Here is a 14905-nt window from a genome sequence, read left to right on the forward strand (position 1 = left end):
GTATAATATTTAACTCTGGAAAAAGATCATCTTGTAAATCCTTTAATCCTGGACATCCTGATTCTGACAAATTTGCCATTTAATGTCGTACAGATGCCATAATTGCTCAATTTGAGCCAATTGGCGGGCAGTTTACCTGGCAGATACACAACAAGAAGAGGTCTATTGCTGCATCTGGGATGGTCGGGTATTGTCAATTTAATTAAATCAACCTAACAATGAGGAGAAAATTGCCAAAAAGCTGTTAGTTAATAACTAGTGACTTTTTGCCAAACAAGATTTTAATTGCAGACTGATTGTGATGAATATAGCTAATTTCCCGTGGCTGACGACGATTATTTTGTTCCCAATAGCCGCGTCACTACTACTTCCTATCATCCCAGATAAAGACGGCAAAACAGTGCGCTGGTATTCCCTCATCGTTGGGTTGATAGATTTCGCACTGATTGTTTACGCTTTTTGTACTGGGTACGATTTCTCCAATCCCGATTTGCAACTGGTGGAGAGTTACCCCTGGGTTCCGCAACTCGGTTTGAATTGGTCAGTAGGGGCAGATGGCTTGTCTATGCCCCTAATTCTGTTGACTGGATTCATTACCACCTTGGCGGTTTTAGCAGCTTGGCCAGTCACCTTCAAGCCGAAATTATTTTTCTTCTTGATTCTGGCAATGTATGGCGGTCAAATCGCTGTGTTCGCTGTCCAGGATATGTTGTTATTTTTCCTGGTGTGGGAATTGGAACTTGTACCGATATACTTCCTGCTGTCGATTTGGGGCGGTAAAAAACGCCAATATGCAGCAACTAAGTTTATTTTATACACTGCTGGCGGTTCGCTGTTTATTTTGCTGTCTTCCTTGACAATGGGATTTTATGGCGATACAGTGACTTTCGATATGCGATCGCTCGCATTGAAAGATTTTGGACTAAATTTACAACTTTTACTGTACGCTGGCTTCCTCATTGCCTACGCTGTGAAGTTGCCCATCATTCCTTTGCATACCTGGCTACCAGATGCCCACGGTGAAGCTACAGCCCCCGTGCATATGTTACTAGCAGGTATTTTGCTGAAAATGGGTGGTTATGCCTTAATTCGCATGAATGCCCAAATGCTACCTGATGCCCACGCTTATGTTGCACCTGCGTTGGTAATTTTGGGGGTAGTAAATATCATCTACGCTGCGTTAACTTCCTTTGCCCAGAGGAACTTAAAACGGAAAATTGCCTACTCTTCAATTTCTCACATGGGCTTTGTTCTTATTGGTATTGCCTCTTTCACCGATTTGGGTTTGAGTGGGGCAGTTTTACAAATGGTTTCTCACGGCTTAATTGGGGCAAGTTTGTTCTTTTTAGTCGGTGCAACTTACGACCGAACACACACCTTAATGTTAGATGAAATGGGTGGTGTCGGTAAAAGAATGCGGAAGATTTTCGCTATGTTTACAACTTGTTCAATGGCATCTTTAGCATTGCCGGGAATGAGTGGTTTTGTAGCGGAATTAATGGTATTCGTTGGCTTTGCTACTAGCGATGCTTATAACCCGACATTCAAAGTCATTGTCATTTTCTTGATGGCAGTTGGTGTGATTTTAACGCCAATTTATCTACTTTCAATGTTGCGAGAAATTTTCTACGGTCAAGAAAACGAAGAGTTAGTTTCTCACCAAGCTTTGATTGATGCTGAACCCCGTGAAGTCTTTATCATTGCTTGTTTGTTGATTCCCATTATCGGGATTGGTTTTTATCCCAAGTTGCTAACACAAATGTACGATGCTACAACTGTACAATTGACTGCAAGATTGCGTGATTCTGTACCAACTTTGACGGCTCAAAAAGAAGTAGAGCAAGTTTCTTTAAGTGCGCCAATAATTGGTAATTAATTCGTAATTACAAATACGAGTTATGATGAGGGTGGGTTTGATACCTGCCCTTTTTTCAGCCTTTTTATCTCACGCAAAGGCGCAAAGACGCAAAGAAGGAAAGTAAGAGTTTTGGCAGGAATTATAACTGAGATAATAGCTTGTCATAATCTGCATGAGTACCAATCCAAAACCAGATGATACCGCTTTCGTTTCGCACACCTACAGCACGATAATTTTTACTAACACGAGCAGAATAAATAGGTAAGTTGGGATGCACTGACTTAAAACGTAGGCTAGGATGCCAGATATCTTCTTTAAACTGTCGATAAGCTGCGCGTGCTTGTTGCTGAACCTGCTGTGGAAGTTCAGCGTATAAGTTGCGAAACTGAGCATTTGTTCTAGATTTCACAGGTTTTCTGGATCTAATTCTTGAGTTTTACCTGCTTTATCTTCTGCTAATGCTGCTGCTGCAAGTTGAGCAAGTACATCGTGAGATTTGGCAAATGCTTTATCCCAAATAACTTCTTCTTCTAGTTCTTCAATAATAAGTAAAGCAATTCTATCTTGTTCAGTTTCAGAAAGTTGCTTTATTTGTGCGATCGCTTGTTCAAGTAACTGAGTCATTGCTGTAAAGCTGCTGTGAATAAGGCTTGTTAACTATTGTACTGTCGTTTTTTGGTGCATTAGCTAAAGCTTATCGGAGATATCGCTTTTTTGTTTCGCGCAAAGTCGCAAAGGAGCAAATAATTAGAAAATAAGGGTTTTAGTAAGTGATATCTGTCGTAAATTAAGAATATCGCTTTTTTTCAGTTTACCGATATGCGATCGCTAGATTAAACCAGTCGTTCAGCTAATAGCGGTTTTAAAATTCTAATTGTTTCCACTAGCCTCGTTTGGCTGGACAGGGTTATTAATTTCAGAGGTAGTTGGAGGACTGGGATTAGGAGGAGGTGTTTGTGGTTCTTTGGGAGGTTGTGGACGCAACTTCTCAAGTCCATTCCAACTTTTTTCGCCTACATGTATGTGATACTGTTTATTAAGTTGTCTTTCTAGATTCATACTTACTTTTTTCTCATTGAGGTTAATTTTTGCTGAACTAATTCCAATTATAACCACCAATATCATACCAAATATAAAACTAATTTCCGCAATCTTATCTAGAAATTCTAAACCCTTATCTTGAGTTTCAGATTCAACAAGCATTTTTTCAATGTGTGAAGCATTTCTATCTAGAATGCAAATAACAGCGATTACTGTAATCAAAAAGAATAAAAGGGCAAAACCGAAGAGTGCCATTTGCCATAAATTTGAAACTCCAACCGTCCTTAGTAAAGTAACCAGTAATCCAATAGCAGTAGATGATAATCCCAACAGTTGTTTATCACGTTCAATTCTAGTGTTAAGCCAAGCACTAATCATAGCACTGTAGAATGCCCTATCTTTTGCTTCGTATTCTTCTTTATTTAAACTCTCCATAAAATCGAGTAAAACAGTTTAACTGCACAATAAACATCTCCGGTAAAGATTGTAGAGACGTTCCATGGAACGTCTCTACAAGGGTTTCAAGTCATGCATATTTGATTTTCGGAGATGTCTATTGTATAAATACTAAGATTTAGACATTTATAATTGTATAGATAAAAGTAATAAGGTTATCCAGTTTGTTTAGTTAGCTCTAAACAAACCATAACTTTATGTCCTATGTGAGAATTCTCGATCTTCCACATGATATGCTCTACTATTTTAACTTGGAATGTCTCATCTTTTTTAAGTTCTGTATACCAGCAATTTAGAAGTTGATGATTGAAATAGTCACCTACTGAAAAATTTTGGAATGGGGAATGGCTAGAGAATGCAAGCGATACATCATTGACAAAAGAGTTTTCGTAAATTTCCAGATGGTATTGAATTGGTAAAAAATCCATAGACTATTATTTTTAGTATGTAGTAAATATACAATTTAATACATAAATACTAAATTTCGCAATAGCCTTTTTGCAAAACTTCTCATTTTTACGTTTCTCTCTTTGCCCCTTTGCGCCTTTGCGCGAAACACAATCCTAAAAATCCTCATCATCAATAAAAAACTCCGCCTCCTCATCAACCCTAGATTTCGACGCACCCAACCCCCAAAAAGGCTGTAAAACCGCCACACCAATTAAACCCACAGCCACACAAAAAGCCAACACCAAACCAAAAGGAATTTGAATTGATTGAAACACCAAAAACCGTAAAGATACAGGCGTAGCATTCTGCACCGAAATCAGTGCGATCGCAATTACCCAAACAGCTATAACTATAGATATTAATAAATTCACAAAATTTTTCATAATTTTATATATAAAAAAGGAGTCAGGAGTCAGGAGTCAGAAGTTCAATAATATATTTCTAGTCGGTTTTAACCGACTTTTGCTTTTAGACAGGGAATTTATTCCCTGGCTATCTATTATTCTGTCACCTGTCCCCTGTCACCTGTCCCCTATTACCTATCCTAACTTAGCAATTTCACTCTCCATAAATTGAGCAATCTGACTAAGTTTTTCCGGTGAGTTAGTTTCCATATACACCCTCACCAAAGGTTCTGTACCAGAAGGACGCAGCAACACCCAGCTACCCTCTTCTAAATACAATTTAATCCCATCCTTCCGTCCGACTTCCTTCACCTTAATTCCCGCCACTACTGAAGGCGGATTTTTGGTGTAAGAATCAATCACAGCATTTTTGTGAGACTCGGTAAGGTGTAAATCCAAGCGATTGTTATACAGCGGACCATCAGCTTCTGCGATCGCTTCCTGAACCAATTGACTCAGAGGCTTACCCTCATAAGCAATAGCCTCAGCCACCAGCATATCGGCGAGAACGCCATCCTTTTCAGGAATATGACCAATGATACTCAAACCGCCCGATTCTTCTCCACCAATCAAAACAGCGGTTTCCCGCATCTTCTCACCGATGTATTTAAAGCCCACAGCAGTTTCATAAATTTGCAGACCATATTTAGCCGCAAAATTATCTAACAAGTGCGTAGTTGCCACCGTCCGCACAATTGCGCCGCTTTTACCCTTGTTTTTTATCAAATGCCGTGCTAGAACTAACAGCACTGTATTGGGAGTGAGGACATTACCTTGTTCATCGACAATACCAAAGCGATCGCTATCGCCATCTGTCGCTAGACCTAAATCCGCCTTATCAGCGCGGACAGCATCCACCAATTCAACTAATTGTTCCCCTTTCGGTTCTGGCATCCCGCCACCAAAAAGTACATCCCGCCAATCGTGGAAACTTTCTAACTGGCAACCGCATTGTTGCAAAACTTCATCTAAATAACCGCGAGAAGTAGAATAAAGGGCATCATACTTGACCTTTAAATTCGCGCTTTTGATTCTTTCTACATCCAGTAAAGTGTAGATAAAATTCAAATAATCAGGCTTCGGATCAAAAGTAGAAATTGTACCTGATGGATTACTTCCGGGCAACTCATCAGATGCACTCTCTATATTTGCCACAATAGTATCAGTAATTTCTGGAGTGGCAGGCCCCGCATAATCGGGGATATATTTAATCCCACAATAAGGTGCAGGATTATGACTAGCAGTAAACATCAAAGCCCCTGCGGAATTCAAATGACGGGCGTTGTAGGCAATTACCGGAGTCGGACAATCCCGATCAGTAATTTTCACATTCCACCCTAAATCAGCCAGAACTGCGGCAGATGTTCGGGCAAACTCATCAGCTAAAAACCTTGTATCGTAGGCGATTAAAACTGGTCTGTCTTTACTGTAGGCAGTTTCCAGGTAACTAGCTATTGCCCTGGTTACTTTCCGCACATTGGGAAAAGTAAAATCATCAGCAATAATGCCGCGCCAACCATCAGTACCAAATTTTATCTTGCTGGAATTGCTACTGTTGCTCATTTTGCCACTTTCTCCCCTGCATCATCTTTACTATTAGGAAGCATCCCGCAAAGCGTGTGTAGCCGCAAGTATCCCAATCGTATTTTCTCTCACTCTCCCTGAGCAATGTCAACCCCCGATAGACCTTTTGCCAGTTATCACCTTTGGTCTTTAGTTGCCCCAGCGACAGGGCAAGAACGTTGGCATTGCCAAATGAGGCGTGGATTTATTAAAGCGCGGCAACACGAACCACAGGTAAAAGCTTTGTTAGCCCAAGCCACACCACCCCAACGAATTGGTATACTAGCCCAAAAAGGTGTTTATGAGTTTCATCATCATCGACATTTGTTAACTCAGTCTGATGGTGTAGAAAAAGTTGCCCAGTTACTGAAATTAAGCAATTTCACTTTTCAAGTCAAGCAAAGAGTACTACAAATCTTACAAAAATATCAAAAATCACCCTTGCTGTTGGGTAAAAGAATTATCCAATTAACCCCAGGTGATGAAGGATTTCCTAAACCAATTGTCATTGAACAGGAAAACTATTGTTTTCGCTTATATGCAGCTATGGATTGTGTGTTTATCGAGTCTGATAGCACCTTACATATTTTAGATTTTAAAACTGGTAAATCGGCTTTTGATAAACGACAAGCATTAGTTTATTTACTCGCAGCACGTTATCTTTATCCCGGAAAAACGGCTGTAGCCTCATTTTATAATTTGGAAGTTTGCCAAAAATCTGATTTAATTACTATTAATAATAATGAATTAGCATCGATTGAATCAGAGTTAGCTAATATAGCCCACCAACATCAACTAGATTTACAAAAATATCAAGCCGGCAGCAGTAATTTTAGTAAAATATTTCCACCCAATCCCGGTAATCACTGCCGATTTTGTCCATTTAACTCAATTTGCGAATTTTCTGATTTTAAGCCTGCAAAATTACAGGCAATGCCAATTACTAAAAATCGCAGTTAATTAGGGTTTGCTGTATCCCTTACGGGAGCCGTTAGGCATATAAAACTAAAACCTTTACCAGTTAAGGCTTTTAAAGCTATTCAAAGTGATAATAGTGCAAGGAATAAGCCTTGATCATATCAAAACTAATGCACCTGATCGGGTTCTGGATTATTCTAACTTCTTTTCTTACCTCTTCCTTCTTACCTCTTCCTTCTTCCCTCTTCCCTCTTTCTTCTGACTCCTGACTCCTGACTCCTGACTCCTATCCCTATTGAACCCGTTAATCGCTGAAAATTAACAGAATTGCTTAAAAAATGATAAATCAATATTACCAAAATGAATACTCATGGCAATATTCAATTGTTCTAAAGTTCCCACAAACCAACCAATACCATCGTTAGTAGCAGATTCATAGTGGTTAAACAAAATTGCAAATCTTTTTTCTAAATATGGTTTGACTTTACGACAAATAAGTACCACTTTTAGCAGCAACCCAATGGTGGGTAACGTACCTTGATTACTGACCAAATCTAAGAAGATCGAATGTTGCGGATCTGTTTGGCTGTTGACAACTAAAAAGTTGAGTAAGTGACTGCAAGTTCTGACTATTAAAAAATCTGTGAGATTTTGATCATCAGCTTGCGGTAATGTATTTTGTAAATGGGAGTATAAGCGCCGATTAAATTGACGTTTACCATATTGTCCATCCACAGATGATATTAGATATTCATATAAATCATCTTTAAAACTATGGAATTTGGCAGTTTGACTGCTATGGTTTAAAAATTTTTGCGCTTTTTCTTGATAAGTGCAGTCACCTTCAGCATTACCAATGAATTGCTTTAAGGTGCTATAAAGCTCCCGATCACTCAACAATGTAGGATTATTAATGGGGCGTAAAATCCGATTTACCTGAGATGGCGAAGTTTTTGTAATGATATTAACCTGACGTACTTTATAAGTTACATATTGTGACAAATCAATTTCAAATTTTTTCTGCACCTGCTTCTGAAAATGTATGATTGTTTCTTTTTGTTCCAAAGTAGCGTCTTCGCTAATTAAACAATGTTCATACAAGTAGGGATAGCGACGAATCAAAGTCATTAAGGGCTGACTATTTTTGTGACTATCCCATTTAGGGGTTTGATTAACTATTTGCGTAAAGCGACGTAAAATTACATATTGGTCACTTTCTGAAAAAATCTGTACTAGTTCACGCAAGCGCCTAATTTCTCGCAAGCGAAAACTACCTACTCCTATCCTATGAGATCGAGATTCAAACAATTCGATCAGTTCCGCAATAGCGCCATGCGACTGCGGTTGCATATACCAACGATTAATTAAAATGTGGCAACAACGGTTGAGGAAAAATTTAAAATCTTCTGTTGCTGTTTTAGAGCCTGTAATTTTGTCTAAAATGGAGATAATTTCTGGCTCAGGATAATTCGCACGTTCAATAAATAGACAGCGAAAGCGCTCAATCATTTGGCTGGGAGATTCCATTTGCACCAAATGAAGTAAATGTTGATATACTAACTGTTCTTCTTGATAACTGTCATGATAGTTGTGAAGGTACTCCAGTCTACCACCTGGCATTTTTGCTGAAGGTGTTTGCTCCACAGTTGTTTCAGATTCAGAACTAATCCAATTGTTCACCTGTTCTTACCGTTTACAAACGTCCTTAAGTTAGTTTTCATACTTTGAACTTTCCTTGTCAACCGTATAAAACCGGAATTCAAAATGATCAAAATACTTTCTTCTCAATATTTTTAGGGAAGAATCTTATATGAATATCTTACAGTAGATTCCGGAATATTACTTAGTAGTAAAATAAAGTGAACATAAATCTTACGCTTCTGAGCGTAAAGTTTTGATTAAGACAGGTAGAGAAATTGGGGCAAAGGGGGACTGTGGGGTAAATTCAAAAATGCTTTTACCTAATCCGATCCAAAAAAGCTAACTAATGCTAACAATAGCCTGCTTTTTCTTCCTGCTTCTTCAGTTCGACAGGCTCACTGACCACTGCTCTCACTGATCTCCTAGAAGTGTCGGCACTATCTAGTCCACAGGCTCACCTGTCTGACGAACAGGCAGGCACGGTCAATCTGACCGCTTCTTGTTTCAAGTTAATCGCAGCATTTAAATCTCTGTCACTCTCAAAGCCGCATTTAATGGCTTACGCCACGCTGCGCGAACACATTTAAACACTCTTTGAGACAATGACAGAGATGATTTTTTCTCACCACAACTAGAGCAAGTTTTACTACTAGGATAAAATCTATCCACAATTACTAACTTACTGCCATAGAGTTGTGTTTTATATTCTAGCTGCCTTCTAAATTCATAAAAGCCCATATCAGCAAGAGCTTTTGATAATTTCCCATTGGCTAACATCCCGGATACATTCAAATCTTCTATGCCTATAACCGCGTGGTTTTTGCTGATATAAGTGGTAATTTTATGTAATGTATCTTTTCTGATGTTAGCTATTTTTTGGTGTAATCTTGCTATTTTGAAAGTGGCTTTTCTATAATTATTTGAACCTACTTGTTTATGACGGTTCAAATATTGCATTCTTGCCAATTTAGACTCATACTTTTTATAGCTTCTTACTCCATCATATATTTCTCCTGTGGATAGTGTGGCTAGATGATTTATTCCTAAGTCTACTCCTATAAACTCTTGTTGTTTCGGTGTTTCACTGGTTTCTACTTCTATTTTCCACGAGATAAACCACTTATCAGCTTGTTTACTTATGGTGACTGATTTCGGTTTATATCCTGTAGGTAGGAGTTCATAAGTTTTTAGCCAGCCAATTACGGGAACTTTTATCTTTCTATAGACAATGTGAATTGCACCATCTAAGGTGAAAGAATCATGTCTCCCTTTTTTCTTAAACTTAGGAAAGCCAAAACTTTTTTTGAAGAAAGCTTTAAAAGCATCTGATAGATATCGTAGTGCGTATTGGGGAGCGCATTTCGATACTTGATAATACCAAGGATGGGTAGATTTGATGGCTGCTACTAACCATTTATGTAAATCTATTGCTGTAGGAAATTTGATTTTGTGAGACAGCGCTGCAGGAGGGTCTCCCTCCGTAGGCGACTGCGAACCCGAAGGGTCTGACTGGTGAAGTTTGTTGTGTAATAATACCTGTTGACATAGTGCTAAACCAGAATTCCAAGCGTGTCTAGCTACTCCTGCGTGTTGCGCTAGTAGTAGTCGTTTTTGCTTGTTAACTTTGAGTTGAGTCTTGAATCCTAGTAGCATACAGGTATTTTACTGGTAATTCTGTCATCAAGAGTAGACACAGGAAATTTTGAGCCAATGTGAGTATTTGTTAGCTTCTGTTAAGAAAACAGTAACTAGCTAATAACCCTCATTGCAAACTACAAGTTCCCAATTCTCGATTCCTCAGTTAAAAAGGCGCTAATTCTTTAAGAATTGTAAACCGAATATGATTTATCGCCAACTCGCCAATAGAAATATCTTCCTTAGATAAGCGACTGCCGTTACTGATCAAGGTTTCAAAGGTAACACCTTTGCCAATTTCAATATGATACCAGCATAAGCCCATAAAGAAGCGCGTGGGATAAGGGCCTGCATCACCCACGTCATCAGGATTAGATTCCATTGGCACCCAGCCAAAATTAGGGATATAGAACTCTAGCCAAACATGATTAAAGTCAGGTTGTAGAGGAACACCTTGCTGTTCTCCATAGGGAGGGCATTTATATCTACCTACAGTGCGACAAAGAATTCCATTCAAACGGCACAAAGCCAGTAATACACCTACGTATTCGCCACAAGAACCAATACCGCGTTCTAAAACTACATCAGGCGTGTCAATGTATGGCTTAATTCCATAGGATAACTCATCATAGACGTAGTTACGGATGCTGTACATTTTCCGTAACATATTAGTTTCTGAACCAACTGCTTCACGAGCAGCACGACGGACAGTAGGCGTTTCCATAGCTAAATCATCATCATCGACCAAGTAGCGTTCTTGGAATTCTGGTGTAGGTTCAGGAAGTCCTTCTACATCTTTAGGTGTGATGCGATACTTAATTCCTCGGACTTCTAAAAGTGCTTTCCAGCCAAATATATGCCGTTCACCTGGAGTCAGGGAATCAAACTTAAATACTGCTACCCGTTGCCCGTCAATGATTTCTTCTGTGAAGGGTAAACCAATCGGTTCAATTTGCTTGAGCTTTTGGCGTTCAGTTTCTGAAGGTAGGGCGATACGCCATTCTACATTGGGTAAATAAACCTCGTCGAGGGGTGCAATTTCCTCAACATAGGACATTTCTATAAGATAACCATTAGAGAGGGCGTAGCGCTTATCTGGCTGATAATGATAATACAGGGGATGAATAAAAGTCATATCCCGATAGGTTAACTCATGACAAGGGTCAGCATTGGGATTATCGCGAATATAAGGCTCCTCAGTGGCATAGGCAATGTAGAGATTTTCCTGTGTCGTATCGTTATTTCTATGTACTGCTATTCCAGTAGGAGATGCAAAAGGTGTCAGCACACTGAATCGAATTTCCCCAGTTGCCCTATCCATAGAATAAACACTTTGTTCTGTGCGATCGCAAACCCACAGAGTTTCCTGAGTTACGGCCAAATTTTCTATGCCCACACCAGGTGCATGAAACCTAGTAATTTCTTTGCGTGTCTCCCGGTCAAAGACTAAAATACAGCCAAGTCTTTGACAACTGACATAAACAGTTGATTCCCAAACAGCAACGCCATCGGCAGTATAAGGTAAAGTAACAAAATGCTCCAAACCTAAAGAGGAAAGTTTACACAGATAAACGCTATTATCACGGCTAACCCACAGAGTATCTTCCCACACGGCTAAACCCGTAACTTCAGTAAACTCCTTAACTTGGTGAGGATTGAGGATTGTACTGTTATCAGAGATGGGGTCAATCTCTAATAAATGTCCTTTGATCGTGTCGATGGCAATCAGTCTATCTTTGATGAAAGCAATGCCATATAAAGTAGCAGCAGTAAGCGGTCGGATTGTTTTTTGGCCAAACATCTGGCTAACAGTCAAACTAGGGAGTGCAAAACTCATATTATTAGTCATTAGTCATTGGTCATTAGTCATTAGTCATTGGTCATTGGTCATTAGTCATTAGTAAAAGGCAACAGGCAACAGGCAACAGGCAACAGGCAACAGATTATTCTCTGCGTCAGAGCTTAAGCGCGTCCTCTTCCGCGTCCCCGCATCCCCAATGTAACTTTAGTTGATGGAATTCCTGCCATCACTAAATTATGATCGAATTTTGTAACCATTTCCTGTGACTTACACGATGTCTGCTCATTCTTTACCTGAAGGTGCCGCTGCTTGGCATAATTTAGAAGTTGATAAAGCGCTAGACCTGCTCGATAGTAACGTAGACAGTGGGTTAACACCGCAAGAGATTCAACAAAGGTTGCAAAAATACGGACCTAACGAACTAGAAGAACATGGCGGTCGAAGCGCTTGGGAGATTCTTCTAGATCAGTTCAAGAACATCATGTTGTTGATGTTGATAGGTGTAGCCCTGATTTCTGGTTTTTTAGATTTTTGGGCGTTACGAGAAGGCACATTAAAACCTGGTGAAGTGCCATTCAAAGACACAATTGCGATTATGGCGATTGTTATCCTCAATGGTATCCTGGGCTATGTGCAGGAAAGCCGTGCTGAACAAGCCTTGGCGGCTTTGAAAAAAATGACCTCTCCTTTAGTGAGAGTCATTCGCGGGAGCAAACTAGTAGAAATTGCAGCCAAGGAATTAGTCCCTGGGGATGTGATGCTGCTGGAAGCTGGTATGCAAATAGCGGCTGATGGACGCTTAATCGAACAGTCTAATTTACAAGTGCGGGAGTCGGCACTAACGGGTGAAGCCGAAGCTGTGAATAAGCAGGCAAATCTCACATTACCAGAAGAAACATCTTTAGGCGATCGCCTGAATGTAGTCTATCAAGGAACGGAAGTTGTTCAAGGACGCGCCAAGGTTCTCGTCACTAAAACCGGGATGCAAACTGAACTGGGCAAAATTGCCACTATGTTGCAGTCGGTGGAAAGTGAACCTACTCCATTACAGCAGCGAATGACCCAACTGGGTAATGTTCTGGTAACTGGTTCTTTGATTTTGGTTTTGATTGTAGTTGTCGGTGGTGTTATTCAAGCCAGAGGCTTCAGCAACCTACAAGATCTTTTAGAAGTTTCTTTGAGTATGGCAGTGGCTGTAGTCCCAGAAGGTTTACCAGCGGTAATTACCGTCACCTTAGCACTGGGAACTCAGCGCATGGTGCGCCACAATGCTTTAATTCGTAAATTACCAGCAGTAGAAACACTAGGGTCTGTCACCACCATTTGTTCTGATAAAACCGGTACTCTGACTCAAAACAAAATGGTAGTGCAGTCAGTGTACATGAATCAGCAAAATTTCCGTGTTACGGGAGAAGGTTATGCTCCCAATGGAGATTTTCAGTTAAATGGACAAAAAGTGGCTGTAGATGAGTTTCCCGAAATACCTGCTTTGCTAGTTGCTTGCGCCGTTTGTAATGATTCTGTACTGCAAAAAGAAGCCGGGGAATGGGCAATTTTAGGCGACCCCACAGAAGGTGCATTAGTCACCCTCGCAGGGAAAGCGGGAATTGAAAAAGACCAATGGAATAGTAAATTACCCCGTGTGTCTGAGTTTCCCTTTTCTTCGGAACGCAAACGCATGAGTGTAATTTGTCAAGTGGAAGAAGTCGCCACCTCGGATGCGTCTCTGAGTGCAGTTGATCCTGTCATTGCTGGCTTTTTAGAATCTGAACAATATTTAATGTTTACCAAAGGTTCGCCAGAATTAACCTTAGCTCGTTGTACTCAGATTTATTTAGGTAATCACGCCTCTTCTATTAATGAAGCACAACGCCATCAAATTCTGGCAGCCAATGACCAAATGGCAAGTCAAGGTTTGCGGGTGTTAGGTTTTGCCTATAAACCACTGCTGGAAAGACTTCCTGACGGTTCAGAAGAAACATCAGAGCAAGATTTGGTCTGGTTGGGATTGGTGGGAATGCTTGATGCACCACGCCCAGAGGTGAGAGCCGCAGTTGCAGAATGTCGCCAAGCAGGTATTCGCCCAGTTATGATTACTGGCGACCATCAATTAACAGCCAAAGCGATCGCTGTTGATTTGGGAATTGGTCGAGATGATGATAGAGTCCTCACTGGTCAAGAATTGCAACGCATGACTGACACAGAACTGGAGGAACAAGTTGATTTAGTGAGTATTTACGCCAGAGTCTCTCCAGAACACAAACTGCGAATTGTCCAAGCATTGCAACGTCGTGGTCGATTTGTGGCTATGACGGGCGATGGAGTCAACGATGCCCCCGCCCTCAAACAAGCCGATATAGGCATCGCTATGGGCATCACAGGTACAGATGTGAGCAAAGAAGCCAGCGACATGGTGCTACTAGATGATAACTTTGCCACCATAGTTGCAGCCACCAAAGAGGGTAGAGTAGTCTATACCAACATTCGCCGTTTTATCAAATACATTTTGGGTAGTAACATTGGTGAAGTTCTCACTATTGCTGCTGCACCTTTAATTGGTTTAGGAGGTGTACCGCTAACTCCTCTACAAATTCTCTGGATGAACTTGGTGACAGACGGTTTACCAGCCCTAGCTTTGGCTGTAGAACCCCCAGAACCAGATGTCATGCAGCGTCCCCCTTTTAGCCCCCGTGAAAGTATTTTTGCCAGGGGTTTGGGTTCTTACATGATTCGCATTGGTATCATCTTTGCCATTATTAGCATTGCCTTGATGTGGTGGGCTTATAATCATACCCATGCAGCAGGGTATCAGGGTAATCCTGAAGCTTGGAAAACAATGGTATTTACGACTTTGTGTATCGCGCAAATGGGTCATGCGATCGCTATTCGTTCTAACAATCAACTCATCATTGAAATGAATCCTGGGTCTAATCCTTTTGTTTTGGGTGCTGTAGTCGTGACAACTATTTTGCAGTTAATGCTAGTATACGTTGCACCCCTACGAGATTTCTTTGGCACTCATGAACTGAGTCTCTCAGAATTAGGTGTTTGTATTGGTTTCAGTGCCTTGATGGTTGTCTGGATTGAAGGTGAAAAAATATTCTTCCGTTTGAGGGGTAAAAAAACTGTCTAAAAATT

The 14905-nt window shown here is 40.4% G+C and carries 12 protein-coding genes; 3 read left to right on the forward strand and 9 right to left on the reverse strand.

All coding sequences use genetic code 11. The features are described 5' to 3' along the window. Positions 1-301: 301 nt before the first annotated feature. Entirely contained in the window at positions 302-1876 is a 1575-nt protein-coding gene (gene ndhD1, locus A9Y75_RS05870; RefSeq protein WP_071188579.1) for a photosynthetic/respiratory NAD(P)H-quinone oxidoreductase subunit D1, read from the forward strand. 121 nt (positions 1877-1997) lie between these two features. On the opposite strand, the gene A9Y75_RS05875 is transcribed toward ndhD1, so the two are convergent. The 6 genes from A9Y75_RS05875 to A9Y75_RS05900 all read right to left on the reverse strand — a co-directional run bounded on the left by A9Y75_RS05875 (position 1998) and on the right by A9Y75_RS05900 (position 5772). Then, on the reverse strand, positions 1998-2267 hold the full coding sequence (locus A9Y75_RS05875; protein ID WP_071188580.1) for a hypothetical protein: 270 nt from the start codon (positions 2265-2267) through the stop codon (positions 1998-2000). Then, complete coding sequence (locus A9Y75_RS05880; RefSeq protein ID WP_071188581.1) at positions 2264-2482, reverse strand: hypothetical protein; 219 nt, start codon at positions 2480-2482, stop codon at positions 2264-2266. The genes A9Y75_RS05875 and A9Y75_RS05880 overlap by 4 nt, the downstream gene beginning before the upstream one ends. Positions 2483-2728: 246 nt before the next feature. Next, positions 2729-3334: a hypothetical protein gene (locus A9Y75_RS05885; protein ID WP_071188582.1), complete on the reverse strand. Its 606-nt coding sequence runs from the start codon at positions 3332-3334 to the stop codon at positions 2729-2731. Between the two features lie 176 nt (positions 3335-3510). Beyond that, positions 3511-3783, reverse strand: coding sequence for a hypothetical protein (locus tag A9Y75_RS28290; protein WP_071188583.1), 273 nt, complete (start codon positions 3781-3783; stop codon positions 3511-3513). Positions 3784-3918: 135 nt separating this feature from the next. Further along, entirely contained in the window at positions 3919-4188 is a 270-nt protein-coding gene (locus A9Y75_RS05895; protein WP_071188584.1) for a LapA family protein, read from the reverse strand. A gap of 156 nt (positions 4189-4344) precedes the next feature. Then, the gene (locus A9Y75_RS05900; RefSeq protein ID WP_071188585.1) at positions 4345-5772 is read right to left on the reverse strand and encodes a phosphoglucomutase/phosphomannomutase family protein; all 1428 of its coding nucleotides are present in this window, start codon (positions 5770-5772) and stop codon (positions 4345-4347) included. A gap of 105 nt (positions 5773-5877) precedes the next feature. On the opposite strand from A9Y75_RS05900, the gene A9Y75_RS05905 reads away from it, so the two are divergent. After that, the gene (locus A9Y75_RS05905) at positions 5878-6732 is read left to right on the forward strand and encodes a PD-(D/E)XK nuclease family protein (protein WP_071188586.1); all 855 of its coding nucleotides are present in this window, start codon (positions 5878-5880) and stop codon (positions 6730-6732) included. A gap of 276 nt (positions 6733-7008) precedes the next feature. Here the strand turns inward: A9Y75_RS05905 and A9Y75_RS05910 are convergent, their stop codons facing one another. The 3 genes from A9Y75_RS05910 to A9Y75_RS05920 form a co-directional block, all read right to left on the reverse strand. After that, positions 7009-8370, reverse strand: a complete 1362-nt coding sequence (locus tag A9Y75_RS05910; RefSeq protein ID WP_071188587.1) for a hypothetical protein — start codon at positions 8368-8370, stop codon at positions 7009-7011. A 483-nt stretch (positions 8371-8853) separates the two neighbouring features. Beyond that, a complete protein-coding gene (locus A9Y75_RS05915) occupies positions 8854-9984 on the reverse strand; it encodes a transposase (RefSeq protein ID WP_236721335.1) in 1131 nt (376 codons plus the stop codon). A gap of 148 nt (positions 9985-10132) precedes the next feature. Continuing rightward, positions 10133-11803: a transglutaminase domain-containing protein gene (locus tag A9Y75_RS05920; RefSeq protein WP_071188840.1), complete on the reverse strand. Its 1671-nt coding sequence runs from the start codon at positions 11801-11803 to the stop codon at positions 10133-10135. A 238-nt stretch (positions 11804-12041) separates the two neighbouring features. Between A9Y75_RS05920 and A9Y75_RS05925 the strand changes: the two genes are divergently transcribed. Beyond that, complete coding sequence (locus A9Y75_RS05925; RefSeq protein ID WP_071188588.1) at positions 12042-14900, forward strand: cation-translocating P-type ATPase; 2859 nt, start codon at positions 12042-12044, stop codon at positions 14898-14900. Positions 14901-14905 lie beyond the last annotated feature (5 nt).

This window comes from Trichormus sp. NMC-1, from assembly GCF_001858025.1.
Classification (GTDB): Bacteria; Cyanobacteriota; Cyanobacteriia; order Cyanobacteriales; family Nostocaceae; genus Anabaena.

Excerpts from the sequence above, each read along its gene's own strand:
- ndhD1 (WP_071188579.1), top strand. The coding sequence starts at position 302 with ATGAATATAGCTAATTTCCCGTGGCTGACGACGATTATTTTGTTCCCA.
- A9Y75_RS05880 (WP_071188581.1), bottom strand. The coding sequence starts at position 2,482 with ATGACTCAGTTACTTGAACAAGCGATCGCACAAATAAAGCAACTTTCT.
- A9Y75_RS05885 (WP_071188582.1), bottom strand. The coding sequence starts at position 3,334 with ATGGAGAGTTTAAATAAAGAAGAATACGAAGCAAAAGATAGGGCATTC.
- A9Y75_RS28290 (WP_071188583.1), bottom strand. The coding sequence starts at position 3,783 with ATGGATTTTTTACCAATTCAATACCATCTGGAAATTTACGAAAACTCT.
- A9Y75_RS05895 (WP_071188584.1), bottom strand. The coding sequence starts at position 4,188 with ATGAAAAATTTTGTGAATTTATTAATATCTATAGTTATAGCTGTTTGG.
- A9Y75_RS05900 (WP_071188585.1), bottom strand. The coding sequence starts at position 5,772 with ATGAGCAACAGTAGCAATTCCAGCAAGATAAAATTTGGTACTGATGGT.
- A9Y75_RS05905 (WP_071188586.1), top strand. The coding sequence starts at position 5,878 with ATGTCAACCCCCGATAGACCTTTTGCCAGTTATCACCTTTGGTCTTTA.
- A9Y75_RS05915 (WP_236721335.1), bottom strand. The coding sequence starts at position 9,984 with ATGCTACTAGGATTCAAGACTCAACTCAAAGTTAACAAGCAAAAACGA.
- A9Y75_RS05920 (WP_071188840.1), bottom strand. The coding sequence starts at position 11,803 with ATGAGTTTTGCACTCCCTAGTTTGACTGTTAGCCAGATGTTTGGCCAA.
- A9Y75_RS05925 (WP_071188588.1), top strand. The coding sequence starts at position 12,042 with ATGTCTGCTCATTCTTTACCTGAAGGTGCCGCTGCTTGGCATAATTTA.